At 35.8% G+C, this 24,148-nt stretch carries 20 protein-coding genes and 1 pseudogene; 7 read left to right on the plus strand and 14 right to left on the minus strand.

Going from position 1 to position 24,148, the window contains the following annotated elements:
• Positions 1 to 13: 13 nt before the first annotated feature.
• Positions 14 to 2,407: a glycoside hydrolase family 70 protein gene (locus tag ACTXGU_RS09210; RefSeq protein ID WP_443481216.1), complete on the minus strand. Its 2,394-nt coding sequence runs from the start codon at positions 2,405 to 2,407 to the stop codon at positions 14 to 16.
• Positions 2,408 to 2,835: 428 nt separating this feature from the next.
• Between ACTXGU_RS09210 and ACTXGU_RS09215 the strand changes: the two genes are divergently transcribed.
• On the plus strand, positions 2,836 to 3,240 hold the full coding sequence (locus ACTXGU_RS09215; protein WP_443481217.1) for a ClpX C4-type zinc finger protein: 405 nt from the start codon (positions 2,836 to 2,838) through the stop codon (positions 3,238 to 3,240).
• A 14-nt stretch (positions 3,241 to 3,254) separates the two neighbouring features.
• Here the strand turns inward: ACTXGU_RS09215 and ACTXGU_RS09220 are convergent, their stop codons facing one another.
• Positions 3,255 to 4,463 carry an MFS transporter gene (locus ACTXGU_RS09220; RefSeq protein WP_443481218.1) on the minus strand — a complete coding sequence of 403 codons (1,209 nt, stop codon included), beginning with the start codon at positions 4,461 to 4,463 and terminating at the stop codon, positions 3,255 to 3,257.
• A gap of 514 nt (positions 4,464 to 4,977) precedes the next feature.
• Here ACTXGU_RS09220 and ACTXGU_RS09225 point away from each other — a divergent pair.
• The 3 genes from ACTXGU_RS09225 to ACTXGU_RS09235 all read left to right on the plus strand — a co-directional run bounded on the left by ACTXGU_RS09225 (position 4,978) and on the right by ACTXGU_RS09235 (position 7,862).
• Positions 4,978 to 5,754, plus strand: a complete 777-nt coding sequence (locus ACTXGU_RS09225; protein WP_443481219.1) for a MerR family transcriptional regulator — start codon at positions 4,978 to 4,980, stop codon at positions 5,752 to 5,754.
• Between the two features lie 58 nt (positions 5,755 to 5,812).
• Complete coding sequence (locus ACTXGU_RS09230; RefSeq protein WP_443481220.1) at positions 5,813 to 7,273, plus strand: alpha-L-fucosidase; 1,461 nt, start codon at positions 5,813 to 5,815, stop codon at positions 7,271 to 7,273.
• Between the two features lie 205 nt (positions 7,274 to 7,478).
• Positions 7,479 to 7,862, plus strand: a complete 384-nt coding sequence (locus ACTXGU_RS09235; protein ID WP_443481221.1) for an SET domain-containing protein — start codon at positions 7,479 to 7,481, stop codon at positions 7,860 to 7,862.
• Between the two features lie 32 nt (positions 7,863 to 7,894).
• Here ACTXGU_RS09235 and ACTXGU_RS09240 read toward each other — a convergent pair whose 3' ends face one another.
• Positions 7,895 to 10,378, minus strand: coding sequence for a helicase-related protein (locus ACTXGU_RS09240; RefSeq protein ID WP_443481222.1), 2,484 nt, complete (start codon positions 10,376 to 10,378; stop codon positions 7,895 to 7,897).
• Between the two features lie 152 nt (positions 10,379 to 10,530).
• Complete coding sequence (truA, locus tag ACTXGU_RS09245; RefSeq protein ID WP_443481223.1) at positions 10,531 to 11,268, minus strand: tRNA pseudouridine(38-40) synthase TruA; 738 nt, start codon at positions 11,266 to 11,268, stop codon at positions 10,531 to 10,533.
• A 514-nt stretch (positions 11,269 to 11,782) separates the two neighbouring features.
• Between truA and ACTXGU_RS09250 the strand changes: the two genes are divergently transcribed.
• On the plus strand, positions 11,783 to 13,000 hold the full coding sequence (locus tag ACTXGU_RS09250) for an MFS transporter (protein WP_443481224.1): 1,218 nt from the start codon (positions 11,783 to 11,785) through the stop codon (positions 12,998 to 13,000).
• A 652-nt stretch (positions 13,001 to 13,652) separates the two neighbouring features.
• Here ACTXGU_RS09250 and ACTXGU_RS09255 read toward each other — a convergent pair.
• From ACTXGU_RS09255 to ACTXGU_RS09285, 7 genes and pseudogenes are all read right to left on the minus strand, one after another.
• A complete protein-coding gene (locus ACTXGU_RS09255) occupies positions 13,653 to 14,090 on the minus strand; it encodes a DUF3995 domain-containing protein (protein WP_443481225.1) in 438 nt (145 codons plus the stop codon).
• 460 nt (positions 14,091 to 14,550) lie between these two features.
• Positions 14,551 to 14,931 carry a VOC family protein gene (locus tag ACTXGU_RS09260; RefSeq protein WP_443481341.1) on the minus strand — a complete coding sequence of 127 codons (381 nt, stop codon included), beginning with the start codon at positions 14,929 to 14,931 and terminating at the stop codon, positions 14,551 to 14,553.
• 42 nt (positions 14,932 to 14,973) lie between these two features.
• Positions 14,974 to 15,396 (minus strand): SRPBCC family protein, encoded by a 423-nt coding sequence (locus tag ACTXGU_RS09265; protein ID WP_443481226.1) that lies wholly within the window; start codon positions 15,394 to 15,396, stop codon positions 14,974 to 14,976.
• A gap of 144 nt (positions 15,397 to 15,540) precedes the next feature.
• Positions 15,541 to 15,921: pseudogene (locus tag ACTXGU_RS09270) on the minus strand (DUF6262 family protein).
• Positions 15,914 to 18,028 (minus strand): tyrosine-type recombinase/integrase, encoded by a 2,115-nt coding sequence (locus ACTXGU_RS09275; protein WP_443481227.1) that lies wholly within the window; start codon positions 18,026 to 18,028, stop codon positions 15,914 to 15,916. The pseudogene ACTXGU_RS09270 and the gene ACTXGU_RS09275 overlap by 8 nt, the downstream one beginning before the upstream one ends.
• Before the next feature lie 14 nt (positions 18,029 to 18,042).
• Positions 18,043 to 19,164 carry a tyrosine-type recombinase/integrase gene (locus ACTXGU_RS09280; RefSeq protein ID WP_443481228.1) on the minus strand — a complete coding sequence of 374 codons (1,122 nt, stop codon included), beginning with the start codon at positions 19,162 to 19,164 and terminating at the stop codon, positions 18,043 to 18,045.
• 195 nt (positions 19,165 to 19,359) lie between these two features.
• A complete protein-coding gene (locus ACTXGU_RS09285; RefSeq protein WP_443481229.1) occupies positions 19,360 to 20,514 on the minus strand; it encodes a serine hydrolase domain-containing protein in 1,155 nt (384 codons plus the stop codon).
• 324 nt (positions 20,515 to 20,838) lie between these two features.
• On the opposite strand from ACTXGU_RS09285, the gene ACTXGU_RS09290 reads away from it, so the two are divergent.
• The gene (locus tag ACTXGU_RS09290) at positions 20,839 to 21,270 is read left to right on the plus strand and encodes an Lrp/AsnC family transcriptional regulator (protein ID WP_443481230.1); all 432 of its coding nucleotides are present in this window, start codon (positions 20,839 to 20,841) and stop codon (positions 21,268 to 21,270) included.
• A 278-nt stretch (positions 21,271 to 21,548) separates the two neighbouring features.
• Here ACTXGU_RS09290 and ACTXGU_RS09295 read toward each other — a convergent pair whose 3' ends face one another.
• Together ACTXGU_RS09295 and ACTXGU_RS09300 are read right to left on the minus strand one after the other, a co-directional pair.
• Complete coding sequence (locus ACTXGU_RS09295; protein ID WP_443481231.1) at positions 21,549 to 21,833, minus strand: DUF3784 domain-containing protein; 285 nt, start codon at positions 21,831 to 21,833, stop codon at positions 21,549 to 21,551.
• A gap of 301 nt (positions 21,834 to 22,134) precedes the next feature.
• Positions 22,135 to 22,569, minus strand: a complete 435-nt coding sequence (locus tag ACTXGU_RS09300) for a hypothetical protein (RefSeq protein ID WP_443481232.1) — start codon at positions 22,567 to 22,569, stop codon at positions 22,135 to 22,137.
• 115 nt (positions 22,570 to 22,684) lie between these two features.
• Between ACTXGU_RS09300 and ACTXGU_RS09305 the strand changes: the two genes are divergently transcribed.
• Positions 22,685 to 23,293: a LysE family translocator gene (locus tag ACTXGU_RS09305; protein ID WP_443481233.1), complete on the plus strand. Its 609-nt coding sequence runs from the start codon at positions 22,685 to 22,687 to the stop codon at positions 23,291 to 23,293.
• Between the two features lie 229 nt (positions 23,294 to 23,522).
• Here ACTXGU_RS09305 and ACTXGU_RS09310 read toward each other — a convergent pair whose 3' ends face one another.
• On the minus strand, positions 23,523 to 23,744 hold the full coding sequence (locus tag ACTXGU_RS09310) for a hypothetical protein (protein ID WP_443481234.1): 222 nt from the start codon (positions 23,742 to 23,744) through the stop codon (positions 23,523 to 23,525).
• Between the last annotated feature and the right edge of the window lie 404 nt (positions 23,745 to 24,148).

Raw genomic sequence — 24,148 nt, forward strand, 5'->3', positions numbered from 1 at the left:
CTAAATAGTATACTTAATCTTGTCTTTTAATCCATCTTTTCCATTGTCTTAATTCTTCATCTTGCTGCCATCTATGCCCATTAATTTTTCTATCATATTTGTCTCTTATATTTTTGTTTATCTTTCCTACTATTCCATTATTTCCTTTATTTCTATTTACTCGTTTTCCAGCTTCTTTCGAAGGTACATATACAGCTAAATACCCATTTACTAACGGATTTTTGATACCTTTTACTGTTACTGTTAAAATTCCATCTTTGTCTGTTTTTAACTTATCCTTGTTAAAACTTAATGCATCTTCAAATGTTTGATTGGCATGTCCTTTACCCATGTCTACATTAATTGTCGCATTTGTATTTGGATTATTTCCAATAATCGTTGCCACTCCCGAATTTTTGTTTGTTCCATAACGAACACTGGCAATTAAATCATTTCCTGGTGTCGAGGAAGTATTAGATGGGAAATAGGTAATTTTTTGATCTCCTGAAACGTACTGATTCCGTACACCTAACAGCTTGACTATTAAATCATAATAGACAGTTTTAGTTGCCATATATGGATCATCTGATTTATACATATCTCCATAAAAGACAGTTGGAACGGTATCTTTATTCGTTAAAATGTATGCATATTGACTTGGGACATTATATGGAGCATATTCCTTATCTGTTTTTTCCCGATCCTTTGCATACTTTTTAAACTGAATGGCTTCATGCTGTAATGTATGTGGTTTTGCCCCATTCGCTTCTGCTTCGGACACTAGAATTTTTTCTAAAATATTATGTTCTTGATCATGGTTGTTTACAAATGACCAGTTCGGAACTTTTTTTGCATTTTGGTTTGTTCGATCAACAAAGGAAGAGTTTATTATATTGCTTAAAGGACTTGGGTTACTGGCCTTCCCTAAACTGTCTCTCATAGCAGCCCATTGCTTGTGGTCATATACTAATTGCCCATTGTTTATACTATTTTCAAAATCCACTTGGTTATCCGTATAGGATTCTATATAACTTAAATGATTGTTTAAATTTTTGCCAAAACGATTACTTATTAAATCATGCAGCCCTGAAAGAATATCTGTGTTGTAATGAGATGCTGCATCGATGCGAAATCCATCAAAACCATATTGATCGATTAAAAATTTTGCCCAATTGGCTTGTTCCTGTTGGACTTTTTGATTCGTATTATCGATATCTGTTCCAATTAAAAATTCGTATTGCAACACATTTTTATTTACATTTTCATTGACACCATTATTAAAACGCATAATACTTTGCGGGTCAGATGCTGCAGAGTAGCCTGGCTGTGCACTAATATAACTGTCCGTTAATTTCGTAACTGCAGTGCTGTCGCCTGCTATTATTTTTTGTCTTACTTCCTCATCACTGTTTCCACTAAAGCCATTCGCTCTCATATAATCCAAATAGTTCTGTTTCGTAGATCCTTCTTGTCGATCAACATAATAAAGAAGAAGAGAACGCCATACTTGATCCTTTTCTGTATTGGCTCCTTTAACTGCAAAAGCTCCATCTACTGTTAAATAATTATCTATCGTATTGATTTTTCCGTATTTTTGAGCATCTGTATTTTCTAACCAGCTCGGAAGGTGATTGTTCTTGTCATTAGGCCCATAATAACGGTATGGTTTCTTATTTTCATCCACCATCACTCGGTAAATCCCCAATTGCTGAGGGCCTGTACCATTAAAATAAGTGTGATTCCATTCCTTGATGACTCCGTATTTTGCCTGGCCTTGTCCCCCACCCTTGCTATAAAGTTCAACAAGTTTGTCTTTCACATTTGCATTGTTTTCATTTCCATATTGGTCAACAGCAGTTATACTAGCAATTTCTGGTTTCGGCAGCCCCATCATTTGATTTGGTACAAGATCTTCTTGGACGCGAATGCCCTTTTTATGCAAGCCTGATATTAACTTCTTAAGTTCTCCACTCGTTCCATATTTTGTTTGCTTTTTACCATTCTGACCTTGAGCAAATTCTCCTAAATCATATCTATCCATGATCGCATACCCTTCGCCATAGTACGATTGACCAAATGCTCGGTAAGCAGGCGGCATCCAGACATCGGAAATTTTCCATTTATTTAACATGGCACTATTTTTTTGGAATATTTTATACATATTGCTTTCATATGGCTGATACAGACTGAAACTTTGAAAAATAACATGCTTATCCAGGTCTGCATTAGAAACAAATCCAGTTGATTTGTTTGGTGATCTATCTTTCCCACCATTTTCAACATTTATTATATTGGTATTTTCATTTTTCACATTTGTCATCCGATTATTGCTTTCCTTGCGTGATGCATTATTGTTACCACCAACTGTACAACCCGCTAAACTAAATAACAGAATTGCAGAAGTCATTATTTTTATCCCTTTTTTCAACATGTCCACTCCTTAACATTATAGTTAGCAATTATAGGTTTTCTTTTATTGATAAACCTATACATCACTAGCAAGGTCAGTGATTTGCAATTTATGGGTTTTTTTATCATTTTTATTGGTTGTTTTCGTATAGATTGTTGCTTTTAAACCCGCAGCCCGAATACACTTCGTCCGTTTAGCAAGCGTCGAGCCTCCTCATCGCATACGCTCCTGTGGGGTCTCGTCTTTCTCGCATTCCCACAGGAGGCTACGTGTATTCAGTCTGCTGAGTACTTCTTCTCTCATTTTTTTACGTAAAAAACAAAAAACTTTGAGAAAACAGCATTTTTTATTAAAAGATGCAGGAATATTCAGTTAGTTCAGATAATAGAATGAAAGAAAAATGTATACAATTGTATACATTAAAATAGAAAGGACTGATGATGTGAATGGATCAAGATTTTCGAAAGAAAACATTTCGAGGTGCAAAAATTGAAGACACCATCTTAGAATTAGAGAAATTAAGTCAGCTTTGTGAAGAGAAAATTAAAAATAGCCAACAAATAGAAAGACAGCGTTTCTATGAAGGGATGGCTATTGCTTATACGACTATTACATTGAGATTAAAAGGCGAGTTCGATTATATTGAACCAAAAGTAATAAACGAGCTATACAATGCAGTCGAGAAAGAACCTAAAAATACAGTGGATACTGAATACATTGATGCTTGTTCCTTTTGCCGGAGAAGTAAAGAAGAAATCGGAGAATTAGCTATAGGACCAGGTGTTTCAATATGCAGTGAATGCTTAACATTTGGTGAAGAAGTTATTAAATCACACAAAAAAGGGGTCTGACCCCTTTTTTCCATCTACTTTCCAGGCATTATTTTTCTCTTTAAAGCAGGATTTAAGTCATTGGCTTTCCAATATGCTAGTCCTGTTGCTGCCAACAGCAGCATGCCTGTTATCACAAACACACTTTGAACTGGAAGAATACCGCCAATAAATCCGCCAATCATGGGACCAATCATCCCTCCCATTTGATTGGCGGTTTGGTTTAATCCAAATGCCCTGCCACGAAAATCAGCATCCGTTGACTTTACAACGAGACCATTTAATGCAGGGAAGACCGCACAGAAAAATATGCCAAAAACGAAGCGGGTAATGGAAAAACCCCAAATATCGCTGAATATTATTTGAGCTAAGGTCCCAAGTCCTCCACCTAGCAGCCCAATGAATAGAACTCTATCGAATCCTACTTTGTCTGCCCATTTCCCCCAGTATGGAGCAATCAATGCACTTGCGAGTCCTGGAAGAGAGAATACAAAACCTGCAATTAAAGAAGCTTTATCAGAAGAACCACCAAGTTCAACAATATATAAGGGAAGAATCGGCTCAATCGTCATGATCGAACAGGTTGTTACAACAGTTAAAACAAGGACTAGCATAAAGGGCCGATTTGTATAAGCCACCATAATATCATTTTTGACAGAACCACGCTCCTTACTTGGCGTGAAATTCTCCTCTTTCACCAAAAAAATGACCAGAATCGTCGCAATGAAGACTAGTAATGCAGCACTGGCAAATGCTAACCTATTTCCAACAAGTTCGGCAATTAATCCCCCCAGCAGAGGTCCAACAATGCCTCCCGTAGCGGTAGCCGTGGAAATCATCGAAAGGGCATATCCTATTTTATCACTTGGCGTATTCGTTCCGACCAATGCAATAGCTCCTGGAATAAATCCAGATAATAACCCCTGCATAATTCGTAATGCTAATAACTGATACGGGTTGGTTACAAAAGCAACTAGAATATAGATGATAAAGAGAGCAAACCCCGCTCGGATAATCATTGGCTTCCTCCCATATTTATCAGCTATCCTTCCCCAGAAAGGCGAAGAGATTGCTCCTGCAAAAAAAGCGGAGCTAAATATCAACCCTGACCACATTTCCGTATGTTGATGCACATTAATCTCCAGAAGAAAAATTGGCAAAAAAGGAATTACCATAAAAAAACTCGCTGCTGTAAAAAAGCTCCCAATCCATAATATCCATAAATTACGTTTCCAATTTAGCATATTGTTCGCTCCCTATGTATCATCAGCCTTCCTACTATTCACTTCTGCCAATGATATTTTCATATTGCCATCATATCATATCAGTTAATTATTTTCACTCTCGAAATTTTTTATTATCGAATAAAACGACCTACCACCAGCTGATAAAAATAGAAAATAATAACACGTAATAAGTATGTTTTACTTTTTAAGATCCTCTCGCAAAATAACTTGAAATTCCTACTTGCTAATTACGTAACGTAATGTAATAAAATTTACATATCAAAGTTTTTTTCAGGCTATTTTCGTATAGATTGTTGTTATTTAACCCGCAGCCAGAATACACTTCGCTTTCCGTGGGCGAGCGTCGAGCCTCCTCGTCGCATACGCTCCTGCGGGGTCTCGTCTTTCTCGCATTCCCACAGGAGTCTACGTGTATTCTGGCTGCTAAGAAACGCTTTTCCAAATATAATATGTAAAAAACAACAAACTTTGAGAAAACAGCCTTTTTTTAAAATATAACGGGAGTGGAAATATGACTGATCAGCGATATTTTATAGGTGATTTTGCCAATATGTCAGGTTTAACCATTCGAACATTGCAGCACTATGATAACATCGGCCTTCTTCCCGCTTCTGGAAGAACAGAAAATGGACGCAGGTTTTACATCAAATCAGATATTTTAAAACTAGAGCAAATTGTTTTCTATAAAAACCTGGGATTTTCCTTGCAGCAGATACGGGAAAAACTTGTCCATACTTCTGATTTGCAAGAGATGGACAAGATTTTTTTAAACCAATCTACAGTTTTATATTCACAGATGGAATCAACTCACACAAGCTTAGCAGTTATTGAAGCTTGTCGAGAGGTTATTGAAGTGAAAAAAAATCCTCCTTGGGAGTTTCTGTTTTCATTCATCAGTAAACTTAATAACAGTGATTTTCTAACCTGGGATTCATCCGATTTCACCAAAGAGCAACAGCAGATCTTTAACAATCACTTTCATAGCATTGATGAAATTATAAGTATTTTTCACACATGGAAATCTCTATCCATTAAAGCCGTGACTTTTTATGCAGCTGGCATTCAACCCTCTGAATCAGTTGCGCAAAATCTTGCAAAACAATGGATGAACATGGCAGAATCTGCTACTGGAGGGAATGAACAGCTTTTGAATGCCTATCTTCAGGTTAATCAAAACAGGGAGATGTGGCCAGAGGGTGCACGTGCATTAATGGAAGAAGCAGACTCCTATATAACGGATTACTGTAAAATTTATTGTGCCAATAATGATATAAATATGCCTTGGTAATTGCTGAATAAACGGAAATAAAGAGATGTTTAGATTTTAAATATAGGAGGTTCAGTAAATGAATAAAAAAAATTATCAACCAACAAAGGAGTCCCTCAATACTCACCAGGTTCCGGAGTGGTTTGAAGATGCTAAATTTGGAGTGTTTATACACTGGGGGTTGTACTCAGTTCCTGGATTTGCACCTTTAGGTAGTTTAGCGGAGACTTTGAAGACGGATTATGATCGGGCACTGTTAAACTACCCCTATGCTGAAGGCTATTGGAATGCTATTAAGGACCCGAATACACCATCCGCTCAATACCATAAAACTAATTATGGCAACATGCCCTATCAAGGATTTAAAGAGATGTTTGTGGATGGACTGAAAGATTGGGATCCCTCTGCTTGGGCAAAAACCTTTAGAGACACCGGTGCTAAATACGTAGTGATCGTTTCAAAACACCATGATGGCTTTTGTCTATGGCCTACTAAGGTGAAAAATTCACACGAGGATAATTGGTTTAGCAAGCGTGACATTATCGGTGAATTAGCTGAAGCGGTTCGAAAGGAAGGCATGCGCTTTGGCATATACTATTCAGGGGGAATAGACTGGACGTTTCGTCGCAGGATTTCAAGAACGTTTATGGATTATTCCTTTTTCACACCTGGCGGCGACTATCCGGCATACGTTGATGCTCAAGTCCGCGAGCTAATAGATCGATATCATCCGGATATTTTATGGAATGATATTTGCTGGCCAGATAATCAGGATAGACTATTTCGTTTGTTTGCCTACTATTATGATGCCGTTCCACACGGTGTGGTAAATGACCGCTGGAAACATGCCACTTCAACCAACAAGATTATGGGTCTGAAACCTGTACGAGCCATGATGGACTTAATGGTAAAACAAATGATAAAGAAAAATCCCGATATTCACTCTGCTCTTGTACAACCTGCCATTCCCCATAGCGATTTCGCTACACCAGAGTATACGAAATACACGGAAATACAAGCAAAAAAATGGGAGATGACACGTGGAATCGGAAATTCATTTGGCTATAACCGCAATGAGAGCGATAAAGACTACGCCAATTTTGAGACATTATTTTTAGATTTTATAGATGCTGTGTCCAAGAATGGCAATTTACTGCTGAATGTAGGTCCTCGTGGTGAAGATGCACAAATACCTAGTGAACAACTAAGCCGATTATCAAAATTCGGCAATTGGCTGAAGCAGAATGGTGATGCAGTATACGGTACACGGCCATGGACACAGGCGGAAGCAATCACAGAGACAGGAGAGGCTGTTCGCTTTACTAAAAAGGACAATAAGCTTTACTTGATGATTCTAGGTAAGCCTAGCGGATCAAAAATAAAAGTAAAAGAAATATTCTTAGATGGCGAAGCATGCCTGCTTGCTGACGGCAGCCCGATCAAGATAGAACGAGATGGTGATGACATGGTTCTTACCTTTACACAGTCACTTAATGATCTATTTGTACCTGTTGTTCTTATCCAAGATGAGATAAGATAGTTCGTTGCATCTCATTTATACAGGAATAAAAGATGAATTCACATCATTTTCAAGGTCTGTCCTATAAGTCGATATAACCGACATATGGGACAGCCGCACCTATATTTAAGTCCATCATATTGAATTGGTCGAAACATTTATTTCCTTTATTTCAACAACAATGTTACAGTTAGATAGAAACTTAAAAGATGAGTAGGTGACAAATTTGATAGAAGTAAAAACCTCTCCACTAAGTGATGGAGAATTTAATAGAGGCGTCTTCGCTACATGCGATATAAAAAAAGGTACGCTGTTACATGCAGCACCTGTTCTTCCTTATCCTAACGACCAGCATAAACACATTGAGCAAACACTTCTCGAAGATTATGTTTTTGAGTATGGGAAAAATCACACGGCTGTCCTTCTTGGTTATGGCATGCTGTTTAATCATTCGTATGAACCTAATGCAACCTATGATATTAATTTTGCCAACCATACGTTTGACTTCTATGCTTTTACCGATATAAAAGCAGGAGAAGAAATTCTCATCAACTATAATGGTGATGTAGATGACAAAGAACCACTTTGGTTTAATAAGGACAATGATTAAAAGCTGACGAAAATGTCAGCTTTTTACTTTCACTATTTCTTCCCTACAAAATAACAATCATTGCAAACCTGATATTTAAAACGTGTGGGAAGGGACTCTCCACAAATTCTGCAAACCTTTTTTCTTGTCGGTATCCCAGCTTTTAAGTGTTCATGTATTTTGCTGCTAATATCATCTCTTACCCTTTCCCAGTAATGTGCTTCTGTTCTTTTCCCTAATTTATATAAAAATAAAAGGTGAACGCCTACTGATTTATAAGATAACTCCATATCTTCTAGACTAGATTCTTTTATTAATGGGTCAGGCAGTTCTTTATTTTCTACAAGTGCTTCCATTTTTAATTTCCATTGTGCTCTTAAAGCAGGTTCACTTGTAGCAAAAGGGAGTCGTAAAAACCCAAATAAATCGTTGACAGATAACCTTGCTTCTACCATCGTATCTTCAATCATTTCATATAATATTTTTTCTTCTGATAAAGTAGCCTTTTTTGTTCCCTCTGGACTTTTAAAACGATCCCATAAGTGAAAAAACAACCCGAGGTTATTCGCGTATTTTTGAAATCTTTCTAAAACAGCTGATGTAGGGGCAATCGCAAATCCTGTGAGTTCTTCATCCTTTTGTTCGAGAAGCTGCGTCATTTTTTTCGGATCACTTGTAAAAGCAACTCTTCCAACATCATATAAACCGCGCCGTCCTGCACGTCCAGCAATTTGTTTTACTTCTTGAGAAGTGAGCCATCTTCGCTTCGTTCCATCAAACTTGTCATTCTCCAAAAATACAATTCGTCTAATCGGCAAATTTAAGCCCATTCCTATGGCATCTGTTGATACGATGACGGATGTCTCCCCCTTTAAAAAACGCTGCATCTGTTTTTTTCTTGTTTCAGGCGGCATACTTCCATAGATTAAACTTACTTGACGACCCGTTCTTTGCAGTTCTGACGCCGTTTCAAGCACTCTTCTTCTCGAAAAGCAAACAAGAGCATCTCCTTTTCGTGTTTGATTGAAACGAAATAATTGGGAATCCACTTCTAAAGGTGTCTCTCTTACATATTCATGCACTTCCACATAAGACTCACCCAAAAGCTGAAGGATCATCGATTTTGCATGGAAGCTGCAAATAATATGGACCTCTTTTGCATTTGCTTTTGTTATCGCTCGATACCAAGCGAAACCTCTGTCCTTATCTGCAATCATTTGCGATTCATCGATGACAATTACTTCATAAAAATCCTTTTCATGAAACATTTCGACTGTACATGACAGATGGTTTGCACCCATTATCAGTTTTTCTTCTTCCCCCGTTTTTAAAGAACAGAGCACATTATCTGCATTTAATTTCTCATACACTTCAAGTGCTAATAATCGAAGCGGAGCTAAATACAGTCCACTATTTGCTTCTTTCATCCGTTTTATTGCTTGAAATGTTTTCCCTGTATTTGTTTCGCCCACATGAAGGACATAATGAATATTTCGGCCGGATGGAGGATTATATTCTCTGCCGAAAATATCATCAATCATTCGTGCTTCTTCCTCTTTGCGCCGCTTCCTTTCTTCCCTATCCGCTATTTCTTTTTGTTGTCTTTTTAATCGATCTTTTTCATAAATTTCTTGATGTGTTTCTAGATCAAATGGAATATCAATCAGCTTCATCAAATCGGCAATGTTTTCCTCAAGAAGGTCCTCAAAAAATTCTAGAGAACTATCTTCAAAAAGATCCATTCCCACTTCCTTTAAATAGGAGTCTGTTAACGCTTTTTGGAAGACCTTCTCATATTCCTCATATAGGTGGGCAGGTAATGTTTGTTTTAGCCAATTTGGACCAAAATCAAATAAATACTGCAAAATGATCGCTTCATATGTTTCTGTTAAGTCCTCTAAAAAAAGAAATTTATTATCCGGCAGCTCCATTTCATCGTACAAATACTCATCAAACGTTAGTTCCTCAGAGGATAGCGTAATCCCTTTTCTTTCTATTTCAATGGCAAGGTGGCTTCCTATTAAATAACGAACATACAAGTATAAATACTCATAATCTTCATCTAATATTTGTTTGATATAGTATTGAAACTTTCGATCTAATTTCGTTCGAATATCTCGTTGTTTTTCCTTTTTTTGCTGGTCTAAATATGCTTCTCTCGCCTTTATGTATCGTATTTCCCATGCAGATTTTTGATTAGCAAAAAGACTGTCTAGCCAATCATGATAATCATACGGTTTTATTTCTCTTATTTCATTTCGAAACAGTTTGTTTATCAGTTTTCTATTTTCACCCTCTATACTTAAACCCTTGTGTGTTAAATACTTTTTCTTTTCCTCAAAAGAGGCATGGCTTGCTGCTGAATTCAGCCACGTATTTAACCAAATTTGGTTGATATATTCTTCTCTTTCCCGTAAATACTGCTCATACGAAGGCATTTCCTTTTTCCCTTGCAAATACTTGTCTATATCCTCCAAAATCATTTCTTTTGTTCGTTCTACTGCCTTATAATAATAACCGCTTAATATGTCGCTCATGAGAAAAACTCCTAGTTTTTTTAATAGTCATTATAAAAGTATACAAAAGCAAGCCTCTGGAACAATTCTTCAGAGGCTTTACGTATAGTATTTTGCTATTACTTCCAACTGATACGCTTTTTTTGTACGTCGTAGTTTTTTTAATCCTGTTGTTAAAAATCAACCTTTTCCAAATAAAGACCACATGCATCTGCCATGCCACCGGTTTGGTTTCGTTCTTTTGCATCTAATATTCCAGGGATCTGATTGGCATCTATTCTGCCTAATCCTACTTCTATTAATGTTCCGACAATCTTCCTAACCATATTATAAAGAAACCCGTCCCCACGCACTCTAACTTGCAGGAATCCAGCCTCTTCTTCAATATGAAGTGAATATATCTCACGCACCATCGACTTTTTCTTAGACTTCGCATTTGAAAAAGCAGTAAAATCATGTTTCCCGATAAAATGTTGACTTGCATGATTCATTTTTTCGATATCAAGTTTTTGCTCTACATGCATACTGTACTTGCGCATGAAAGGATGTGTATATTCCTCGTTCCAAATCTTATACAAATACGTTTTATCCTTCGCATTATACCGAGCATGAAAACGTTCAGGCACTAACACAACATCTAAAATACTGATATCTTGGGGTAAATATCTATTTAAGTAATTCTTAATTTCCGATTCCGTAAAATTGTTGCTAATCTTAAAATTGGCAATTTGCGAAAGAGCATGAACACCTGCATCCGTTCTGCTGCAGCCAATAATTTCGACCTTTTCTCCCGTCATCTCCGTTAACACATTTTCTATTTTTCCTTGAATGGAACTGTCGCCATTGCCAAGCCGCTGCCAGCCTTTATAGCGTCCACCATCATATTGAATGACTAATTTATAATTATTCATCTTTACTCCTTCATTTAGCGCTTTTTCTTTTTATAATAAATAGCATCTTATATTTACTCACCAATCTTGGTATGTATCCAAACTTAAAATGTCACCTTCTCCTTGGTTGGAAACATTTATTATAACACTTCGCCAGAAAAAAGTGTAAAACCATCCCAAATGGAATGATTTCAAGATGCAACATTTTGGCAGCTGCAATGATTGGTGCCGTATAGAAGCCAAAGGATTTCCATAATTCGGCTGCTGTCAGCGGTTCATTACAAATTCATGATCATATTGATTGAACAAGCTCCCTTTTACAGTATATTTATCGCTAAAAGCACCATTACAATCATCACCTTAATTGTATAAGTAATGTTACGTAAATAAGATTAATTTTAAAGTAAAAAAGAGATAACACCTATAATCATGTATGTAAAAGGATTCTTCTTTTTTGTAAACTAATTATATTCAAACGAAGATTAATATCAAGTAATTTTTCTTCGGCTTTAATAGAAAAAGGAGGATTTTAAACATGTCTCAAAAAAATATTTCTTCTACTATTGCTCTTCAGGATTCTAAATCAAAATCAGCATCTCACCTTCCATGGAGTGGCTTATTAGCACTTGCTATGGCTGGGTTTATTTGTATATTAACGGAGTCAGTTCCTGCAGGACTTTTATTACAAATTAGTGCTGGCCTATCGATATCCGAATCACTTGCAGGTCAGTTAGTGACATTTTATGCTCTTGGTTCACTTGTAGCAGCTATACCGATAGTTACGGCGACCCGTGGGTGGAATAGACGTCCACTTTTGCTTTTATGTATTGTTGGTTTCTTTGTATTTAACACAATAACGGCAATTTCATCTGTTTATTTATTAACTATAGTTGCTCGATTCTTTGCTGGGGTCTCCGCAGGGGTTCTATGGGGCATTACTGCTGGTTATGCCCGACGATTAGTACCCGATAAATTAAAAGGGAAAGCAATGGCAGTTGCTATGGTGGGAACTCCTCTTGCATTAGCATTAGGAGTTCCTATCGGGACATTTCTTGGTTCCATATTCGGTTGGAGGATTGTTTTTCTAATCATGTCATTAATGGCACTTGTCCTAGTTTTCTGGATACTTTGGAAGCTGCCTGATTTCTCTGGACAGGATTCTAGGGCTAGTAAACAACCTCTTAATAAAGTTTTCTTCCTGCCTGGTATACGGCCAATCTTAATTGTTGTCCTTGCATGGGTGCTTGCACACAATATTTTATATATTTATATTGCTCCTTATCTGGCTAGTGCAGACTTAAAAGGAACTGTAGAGCTAATGTTACTTATATTTGGCGTAGCATCTGTTATTGGTATTTGGTTAATAGGAATATTCATTGATCAATGGTTACGTGTATTAATACTGCTAAGTCTTGCCGGTTTTGCCCTTGCATCCGTTTTAATCGGAATAGCTATAAGTTTTCCAACTACTATTTATTTAGGTGTTGCAATCTGGGGACTTACTTTTGGTGGGGCTGCTACTTTATTGCAGACAGCATCTGCTGAAGCAGCCGGAGAAAATGCTGACGTAGCACAAGCGATGCTTGTAACATCTTGGAACTTGGCGATTGGTGGTGGAGGTGTTGTAGGAGGAATTTTCTTGGAAATCATTGGAATACAAACACTTCCTTGGGCTATTCTTTTGTTAATCTTATCAGCCTTTATTGTTGTAAAGTTTGGATTTCTTAAATCGAAAAAACAAATAAAACTATAAACAACTATAACTATATACCTAATAAGGTGTTGTACTATAATCCACTATGCACATAACAGACAACACTATAGACAAAGAGTAAATACATTAGAAAACACCCTTTTTAAATTTATAGAGGGTGTTTTCTCACATTATTAAAAAATAAAGTTCTGTATTATTAAAGAAGCATATCATAGACAATTCTGATATGCTTAGAAAAAGAAAAGGTTGCTGAAGTTATCAAGACCTGAATTATAAAAATCCATAAAAAATAAAGGAGAAAACATATTAGTCATATATAATATGTTTTCTCCTTTTTATTCGATTAAAGCGCCCTTATCTACAGTATGTTTTTCCACCGTATTCAACGTATTTTATGATAACAAAAATGGTAATTTTCTATCTTTGTGGAAGCATTATCTACAGTAATTATTTATAGTTTTCAACGTACACAAAGATAGGACTTTACTTGGAGTGGTGGGTATGATAGGCTCGAATGCCTGATGAAACAACTGCTTCAGCCTTTCATGACCAATCGTACCCACGGAGGCTCCATGTCAAGTCCTTAACCACTTATCTTGGCATACATGTACATAAAGATAAAAGGTGCATTCTATCAATCTTTTGTTGGTAATACTGTAGATAAGGGCCAGTTTCTTGAATAACTATAGGTTTACCTCATATTTATCCCGTTATGTTTTATTTTTCTCCCTTTATTGGAGGTATAAATGTAAAGAAAAGCAAGAAGTCCATATATGATACCTCCTAACAAGAAAAACGGTTCAACAATTATTAATAGTAAAGAAAGTGATTCTGATTCTAACAAGCTTTGAATTATCCCTGCACCACCGCGCAAACCCAATACCACACACGCTCCCCATGCTAAAGTGAGCAACAACCAGGATGGAAACCTTTGTCCCCATGCTTGAACAAGTGCAAGTGCAGTAAATGCAGCAATTATACATAGGGCAATTGCAATCAGATTAATGATGAATAACACTTCGCCCATCGTCCTGCCTTCAAATCCTAAAGTGCCTCCTGCAGCCCAGTAAATGTGGATTAACCCGAATAGAGTCGACCAAACAAAAGCTGCATAACCAGTAAAAACCAACCACCTCTCTGTTTTGTCCAGAGGATGACGATCATTATTGTTTTTGATTTTAGTAACTCCTTTCATTATGAGGGATAACAGAACAAGACAAACAAAAATAACAAAATAACTTTTTTGATAATTATTATTTCCCCCAAGAATTTTTGATTACTTTTTTATATTACCATTATAAGTAAATTTAACCACTTAGTATTCATTATTTCAATACTTCCAGAGTCTATTTAAATGTCAGTCTTAAGAATTAGATTAAAAGAATAATCAAGCCAAACTATGAAATGGCTGTTCTTCCACTAAAAGGCCCAATCCATTAAGAAGAGCGCATTTCTCGCTCCAGAAATGCGCCCTTTTCTTGAATAAACAAAAAGCTGATATTAGCTGGTATTGTTCAATTAACAATCCTTAACCGTTGTCAAGGATTGTTAACATTCTTGTCCCTTGTATAGTGAGTCTTAATATTTTGTCAGTTCAAACGATGGACAATTTCATATTGATTTCCACAGGGGTCTTCAAAATAAAATGCATAATAAGTAGGGCTAATTGGAAATAGTTTAGGGCCACTGGTAATCTTCCCACCAATTTCTTTAACAAGTTGGGCAAGCCTGTCAACTTCCTCGCGGTCTTTCGCCCAAAACCCAATGAGATTTCCATTAGGTTTATGTGTAGAGTCTTCAGTAATAGCGAAATAAGCTACACTTGGAAGATTCCCTTCGGCAGTAAACACTTTCCAATTTATACTGTGAAACGTTTGAGTAAACCCAAGCTCAGGAAGAAACTTCTCATAGAACGGCAAGGCTCTCTCCAGATTAGTTACTCTAAGGTCGATGTGACTAAATGGATTCATCACCTAAATCCTCCTTTAAATATTCAGGTTTTAAAATTGTATTTAAATGGAATTTTGCAATCTTTCTCTTATTCCCTCTAGAACTTTTTCCCAATATAATTTCATTTCTTCTCTAACATTCTTATCGGAGAGATTCTCTTGATGAAAACTAATCGTTGTTTTATTACTTACTTTCGATATAATACGGACTTGAACAGTAGAAGGTCTTTCCCATTCTTCTTTTTTCCAAGTTAGACGAAGCTGTTGTAACGGTTTAACAACCCGGATTTCCCCTGTCCCTGTTTTCGTAATGTATTTCTGACCTGTTTTAAGAATAATGCTAGTACTTTCTCCCAACCATAAATTCAATCCTTCTTCAGAAGTAATAAACTCCCAAGCTTTCTCCTGTGAGATAGGGAAAGTCCTTCTAACCCCTACTTGAAATCCAACGCTTTTCGTTTGTCCAATAATTCTATGGTTATCCATTTCTTCACCTCCCAATCTTTAACGATTTTTTGTTAGTGACTGTTATTTCGATTTACTTTCTAATAATTCCTTCTCTTGTTCCGCAATATGGCCCTTTTGTGGAATAAAAAGACGAACAGGAAGGGCACCTTTCTCCAATCAATACTAAAACTTTTTATACACCTCTGCGTAAGCCACTTTCAACTGCTCTCTAAGTTGTTTGTTATCATCTTCTAATTTCTTGACCTTCCGTTTCAGTGATTCAATAAGAGCATCCTTGTTGCTCTCATTCATTTCTCGCTTAACTTGTTTTGGTGTAGGTGCTTGTGATTGTTGTTGCCTTAATACTTCAATCCGTTCACGAATATCGACATTGTTGTATAGCGTTGCTTTCGTCACACCTGATTCACTTGATACGCTGTTAAAATTTATTCTTTCATTAGCTCGTATGAGCCTTTAAATGGCTTCGTCTACTTTCTGATTGGTGTTAGCTTTCCGTTGGGCGTGGATGCTCTTCATGTGGGCTAAACGGTCATATTTAGCCATTCGTTACACCTTGCTTTCTTTTCATCCGATCTTGTCTACCAAAAATTATGTTTCCTTCTTGAATTGTACTTAAAATCCCCTTATAGCGCTCTAAGTTTCTTTTGTTTTTCTCTGCAATATCTTCACGACTACGTTGCTTTGATATATCAATGGCTTTGGAAGTTGTTTGAATGAGTAATTCATATTTTTTTACATCTAATTCTGAAAAGCCGATGGCTAAGTCCTTACAAGGACTTCCACCGTTACACGTTAGACAAGGCGGTGCTTCCATGTGAGGGCAATTGCCATTTAAACGAGCGTGACAAGTTCCATAGGGGTTGTCCATCGCATTTAATTTATGATCTTGCCACAAGGCATCCAAAACATCATTAGGAATATCTTCGCCAACCTTGATTTCTTGTACCTCCCCGTTCAAATCAAAACTGAACACCCCTTGATTTATGACTTCCTCAAATGCTTTTCTTTTAGTATCATCCAATAATTTTGCATATCGCAAGGTCATTTCAGGGGAGGCATGGGCTAATAATTCTTGTACCGTTAAAATATCCGCACCACCGTTTAACATTTTAACGGCATATGTATGTCGGAACTGATGGAGTTTAAAATGAAATACAACTCCGTTCTCATCGACAATATTCTTTTGTTTTGCTAACCCATTTAACTGCATTTGAACCCAATTTTGAGAAAATGGTCTCCCCTTACGGGAACCACGATAGCGAATAAAGATAAAATCTTCGGGATTATTGTCTTGATTGCTATTCTCTTTTGATTGTTGAATTAATACCGCAAGGATATTGGCCAATTCTTCGTCAATGGGAATTCTATGTCCTTTCACATAGGTTTTCTCGATGTCGGTTACAATTGAGTATTTGCCATTTAGCTTTTCTAAGCAATCAGAGGTTAAGCCTAATACATCTGAAATGCGTAATCCCGTTTTAAAGGCAACCCACACGGCAGGAATGACTTCTTTGTGTAAGTCATTGATGTGAGTGAATAGTTGTTCCAATACAGTGTCAGGAATATAATCAATTTGGTCAATTGATTTTTTTCTTCGTTTCGGCTTATCTTCTGGAAAAAGTAACAATTTTACATGAATTTCAGGGGCGATGTCATATTCATACCGTTGAATGTCTTCGAGAAACTTTCCCACTATTTTTAGTACCTCGGATATATACGCTTCAGGATGTGCATTCTTTTGTGTTAGGTTGCTTTTGGCGTATTCATGCATCCACTGAATGTATTGTTCCATATGGAAACGTTTCAAGCCTTTTAAATCATTCCAAGCTGGTTCGAGCGAAAACACAAAAGATAGGAATTTTGGTAAAACCTTTAAGTAATTTCGTGCTGTACTCCAAGAAAAATTATTTTTACTTAGTAAGCGTTGCTTGATGTATTTTTTAACTTGCTGACGCATTCTTACCTGTTCGATTTTCGTGAAATCAATATAATAATTAGAATCGCTCTTAACATAATCAATCCCATATTGATCATGTAGAACTCGTACGTCCCATCTGTCTTTTTCCCATTCTTCACAAATGTCCGTTAGTTCAAAAAAACTTGAATGTAACAGTCGCAAAAAGTTTACTACGGGCGTTTTGTGTTTGTATTTGCCACAGGTCATGTGTTTTGAAGTTCTTTGTGTCTTAATTCCTTGCGCTTTTAACCAAAACATCCATTCTCGATCTGCTTTTTCAATGTCCAAATCAAGTAGGGAATGGAGAGTAGGGTATTTTTGATTCATGAACAAAGTTAATTTAGACAAGCATTTTGATTGTCCATTAAAAACAGTTCCTAGAGACCATTCATCTTTAAATAGCCTGTGATACCATACATACTTCACTTCTAAGTTGACCTTAGGGCTCGTGAATTGGAAATAAACATTTTGGGCTGAGCCTTTATAGTTTTCTACCATTTCTTTGAACTGCCTAATCTCACCTAAAAAGTCAACATTCCATGTATCATTGACTAAAAAATAAGGGTTCTTCACTTGCTCCATTATGATAGAGCCATCTTTATGAACTGTTCTCATATGATATGTTGACAACTCTTGTTGTAATCGTTCGTGGAGGCCCAATTTCCTTGTAAGCACCTGTTGAATATACTCCATCCTCTTAACACCCTTCAGTTCTTTTTGTTTATCTCAAATGCTTGCTGTGCTTTTTCCCAATCCTCACGAATTTCCTCCTCCGAAGGATGAAGGTATAGGTTCATCGTCGTTTGAATTTGAGAATGCCCCAAGCGTTCTTGTACTTGTTTAATATCTTTCGTTTTCTGGTAGAACATCGTTGCGTGTGTGTGACGAAATAGGTGAGGGTGAACGGTCATCCCTGTTTTCTTCCTCAAACGCTTAAAAAGGGCTTCTACATCTCCAAATGTCATTGGTTTTCCAATGTTCTTCCCCCGCAGCTTTACAAAGACAAAGTTCGTATCAAAATCCAATTCATCTACAACTTCATACAAATAATCATCATATAAATCCATTAATGCTTGAGATACAAAAATCTCTCGTTCGCCTGTTTTTAGCTTTGCCCCATTTTCTAATTCTCCTCGATCCACCAATCGAATACGATGGCCTTTTTGATAATCCACCTTAAAATCTTCTATGAATAGAGAAAGGACTTCTCCGATACGCAACCCTGTTTCAAATAACACTTGAATAAGAAATTTATCTCTTATATTCGTTGTTGCCTCGAATACTTGATGTACTTGTTCTTTCGTTAAAGTTTCAACTCTCTTACGAGGTTCCTTTAGTTTCAGTACATTTCGTACAGAAGGCTTGTCTCTGTTTATATGATGTAGGAAACTCTTGTAACGTAATCTTCCCCCTGTGAAGATTTGTTTCATTAACTTTTCAACCATGTCATTTTGTAGTTCTTCATTTCTGTACAAGTAATCATAAAGATTTGTAACAGCCGTAACCGTCAGGTTAATTGTCTTTTCCGTTTTCTTTGCTTTAATTAGTTTAAGAGAAGTAACTTTTGTACTTTCGTATGGGCTTCTTAGCCAAGCAACAAATTCCACAAAGTCCTCTAGCCCTATGTATTTATAATCTTTATTTGTTTCTTCTAAATAAGTAAAATACTGTTTCAATGAGTAACAGTAGGTTTTTTGTGTATTGCTGCTTTTACCTGTCGTATCTAAATATTTAATGTACTTTAATACAGGAAGAATAGGAACTCCACTCCGATCTAAAAGCATATACCGTTTGTTTCCATTCTCTAATAGAACTTCTTGAACCCTCATTATTAACTTCTCCCCTTACAATATAATTCCATATTCATGTATCAATTATATATTATACATTTAATACCAAATAAAAATGGTATGTATAGAGATTACAATATATAAAAAAATAGTGGATAATCTATGTAATATTAAACATAGCATCCACTATTTATTATAGTACGGTTAACCGTAGCAACCTAAAAATTTCATCTATTATACTGAATAAACTGCATTACATAAATCAATTGTAAACTGTCCTGCCATACCTTCAAAAGCAGTATTTGTAAAAGATACTACTGTAATCTCTTTTATTGGATCAACAAACCAAGAATGTCCATATGCTCCGCCTAACCTCCACGTACCTATCGACTCTTTGGTATTTGCTTCTTTGGGATTCTTTAAAATAGTAAATCCTAAACCAAACCCTCTACCAGGCCAATTATCTAGATCGAGGTCTCCAGTTTGTATTCGCAGCATCTCTTTTTTTATTTCTGCTGGTATTAAAGATTCCCCGGCTCTTAACTCCTCAAGAAATTTAATAAAGTCTAATGCTGAACCATTCATTCCAGAACCCCCTGATGGAAAAGCATCTTTATCAAAAGATCGTGCGGGTTCAAATTTAATCCCTGCAGTTCCCTCAAAAACTTGTGCTATTTCTATTTCTTCCATCCGTTTTGGGATTGGTGAGCCAGATAAATATGGGGTAACTATTCTGTTATTATCCTTAACATGAAATGTTGTATCAATCATATTTAACGGTTCAGTAATATATGACTTCACTAAAGCTGGTAATGAAGTGTTAGTAGCTTTGCTAATTACTGCACCAAGAACGTCTGTAGCTATAGAATATCCCCATTTTGTTCCAGGAGAATACAGTAATGGTACAGTGGAAAGTCTGTACATGTTCTCTTCTAGAGAAAGTCCTGATCGATCCATTCCATCTGAAACACCGGCTTTCTTATAAGCTCCTCCTTCTTGTTCCAAAAATCCATACGTTAAACCAGCTGTATGAGAAAGTAAATGTCTGATTGTAATTTTAGCCTTATCACCATTTAATAATTTTGGTTGAAAATATGGAAGCCATTTTGTTATTTCATCCTCTAATTGTATTATTCCTTTTGAGACTAAAATTAACGCTGCTGCAGAAACCATTGGTTTGGTCACAGATGAAAGGCGGAAAATCGAATCTTCTTTCATTTCTTTGTTTTCTTCTCTATCCGCATATCCTGCTGCACGTTTATAAACTATCTCACCACCTTTACTAACTATGGTCACAGTCCCAACAATATTATTACTTAAGATTGAATCATTAATTACTTGATCTACTCTATCATTCAAGAGCGAAATTTCTTTGTCTGTAGCAAACATTTTTACACACACCTTTCATATATCTTTATCACTCCTTAATTATATAAAAGCAAATCCAAGGAATGAATATAAATAAAAAGGTATTTCCAGAAAAATAATTTTAAAACAAAGTTTTTAAATGTTATTTCCTTATAAACTATAAGCATATGTATAACCGGATGTTTCTAAAGATGATTCGTTAATCGATTTATCATTATTTAATATTCTATATGTAAAAATTAAAATGAATTTATCATTATATTTTAAAAGTCATTTATTTTTAGCGTTTATAATTTTAAGTGTATAATCCTAATATACATGCAATATATAAGGAGAGGGTTTAATATGGATAGCATTGATAAAGATATTCTCATACATTTACAGGAAGATGCTCGGTTATCAATGACTTCGATTGGTAAACTAATTGGCTTATCGCAGCCAGCGGTAACTGAAAGAGTGAAAAGACTGGAAGAACAAGGGGTTATAACAAACTATAGAACTATTGTTTCTAATGAAAAAATCGGTAAACTCACTGTAGCATTTATTCTTTTCCGTACAACTCAGTGCAATAACTTTGTGGATTATTGTGAAAAGAATCCACAAGTTGTTGAATGTCATCGAATAAGTGGAGAATATAATTATTTAATTAAGGTAGTTGTAGATTCAACCAAAGCAATTGAATTATTTGAAAATGAAAGTATGAAATATGGTAATTCAACTACCTTAATTTCTCTCTCTTCACCTATAGACTATAAACCTTTATTACCTTCGAATTAAGTATAAGAAATTAAATCCCTAAATACGTTATTTCCGATAGTTTTAAAAACGTTCAATGTCAGTATAAAAAAGAGAGGAACTTATGTTAACGGGTTCCGTTTCCTATCGCAAAACGTAAATTTGCAATTAAAAATGTAAAGTAAAATGTATATCAAAAAGCACCGCAAAATGCTGTGCCTTTTGTTTTAAGAAATAAAATAGCTCAGTTCATATATGAACTGAGCACTTCTCTTTATTTATTTTTGCTGCCTGTTCAACCAACGGACCATTAAGAATAATTAATCGAGCAACCTTCTATTGATAAATACATGCGTAATGGTTAATAAAACCAACATAGCAACTACAATAACAGTTGCTTCATAAGGGTAGTCAATAAAACTATGGATAACTACTAACAATCCTAACGGTAGAAAAAAAGCTCCCCCTGTAACTTTACCTAATATGGATTTATTTTTAATGTTTTTTTCATTAAACCCAGCTAATAACCACGTTTGCTTTTTCACAGCTGCCAAGTATGAAACAAGTAAAAGAGCTATACCAATAATTAATAATCCGTAGTCCATCTTTGAACCTCCCAAAACCGAAATTATTTCCCGATACTTTATTTACGATTCTAGATAAAAAAAGTTCCCTTTTTATTCAACTAATGCACTCATTAGTTTAAGAATCACTTCACAAACTCTTATCATAATTCTACACTTATAACGATAATACCTCTGGATTTTGAAGTTACCAAAGAGCGTTCCAAAATGGATAAGCTACGCCTAATATCCTGCAAAAAGGCATTCACTGAATTGTCATTAGCTCTTACAATGAGTCTTGGCTAAATGCTCATTTGATAACTTTGAGGAATCCGTAAGAACATCAATGTAACGGCTCCCGCGGTCTGCCATCGCAATAGCGATGTTCAATCTTATTTGATTTATGGACATTATAATGGGTCCCGTCTGGTGCAATTTTTGTTTCGTAAAACTTGTGTACAGCTAGTCTCCTTTTCAAATATTCTACAGCTATTTCATAATCAGATTGTTCCGATAAACCATTGGACTCTGCCCAATCCCTTAGATACTTATTTGAATCAATAAATTCCTGGAAAGCTGCTTCTCTCGAAAGTGTTTTGTCAAAGGTATTAATAAAATGATGTAATTTTCCCTGCTGAATCTCAACCGAGAAAGCCTTTTTTATTGCGGACTTCAGCACCATATCATCATCACTAACCATACGCCACTTTTCCGTTTTTACCATTTCTTTGATAAGGAACATTTGAGCCATCGCAGTATATGTGTGATTAATGTTCATAATTAATCTGTTCTACAATGATTCAACTGTTCTATCCATCACCCTTTAAAATAGAGTGAAAACAACACTTTTTTTAGTATAAATCTGGAATGGATTTTAATTGGAGGTTATGATCATGGCAGAATACACGATTTTTGCTTTAGTTTTTGCAGCTTCTGCATCAACACCTGGTCCAGAAACTTTAGGAATTTTATCTAGAGCTCTGTCTGGCAGACCTTTTGCAAGCTTGCCTCTTGCTTTAGGAATTATTATTGGAAAATTAATCATGCTAACAGCAGCAATTCTCGGTTTAACTGCCTTGGCGGAAATACTTGGACCTATATTCGTGGTGTTAAAATATTTTGGAACAGCCTATCTATTCTGGCTAGGCATTAAAAAATGGAGAAATGCTAGTAAGGTCTTTGAAATGAAAAAAAATTCAAACCCTATAAATTTGACTATTGAAATAGGATTGGGTCTTGTATTGACTCTTTCTAATCCTATTGCCATTGTTTTCTATATAGCTCTCCTTCCAGGTGTGGTTGATGCCTCTAATGTGACATTAAACAGCTATATTATACTGTGTTTCATCATTGTTTGTATGATGCTTATTATTATGATCGGGTATAGTTTGATAGGAGTAGCTACGAAAAAAATGTTCTCTTCCCCAAACTTTAAGATACATTTTGATCGATTAGCAGGTGCATTGATGATTGGCGCAGCAATCTTGATGGTAATTAGATAAGCATGCTATTTATTTGTTCTCTATTAATTGTTTAGTGGATTAGGAGTATTGGATGGGTGAGTCAAATGACTATAAAGAAAACATGAATTTTTACAACCTAAACTACCCTCCTCCTTCCCCTATTGTTATTCATTAAAAAGTTAATGCAAAGGAAACGTCATATAGGCGTTCCCTGGCACTGACTTTAGTTTAAATAACTGCTTAATCTTTAAAAAACTTTTTAACTTTTCTATTCTTTCATATCGTTTTGCGCAAATCCTTTATTACTAAAAAAATAGTAGCTGCAAAAGTTTTTTTCATTTATTTCCCTTTCATTCCCCGCCATCACAATCTCATTAATAGAAGCTAAAAGTTGATTTTGTTCCAAAAACATAAAAACAGCTGGATTCTCCATTGCTAGCTTATCAATTTCCTTTACAACATTAAATAATTGAATAATAGATTGATGCATGAAATCGCCCCTTAACTGCTTTTTATTTATGGCTGTTTTCTCAAAATTTGTTATTTTCACATAAAAAATTGGAGATGAAGTACTCAGCAGACTGAATACACGTAGACTCCTGTGGGAATGCGAGAAAGACGAGACCCCGCAGGAGCGTATGCGACGAGGAGGCTCGACGCTCGCCCACGGAAAGCGAAGTGTATTCAGGCTGCGAGTTTATAAGCAACAATCTTTACGAAAACAGCCTTATCTATTAATAATTTCAAACCTTTCATTTCCATGTATTTCATCATTATATAAAATTGCTCTGAACAAATTCTGAACACTTTTAACCATTCATGAATCGTTTTTGTAAAACAATACTCTGGCTTAAATGTAATAAATGGAGAAGAGTATGTGGATAATAAAAAGAA

This window comes from Niallia sp. 01092 (assembly GCF_052318935.1).
Lineage (GTDB): Bacteria > Bacillota > Bacilli > Bacillales > Cytobacillaceae > Niallia.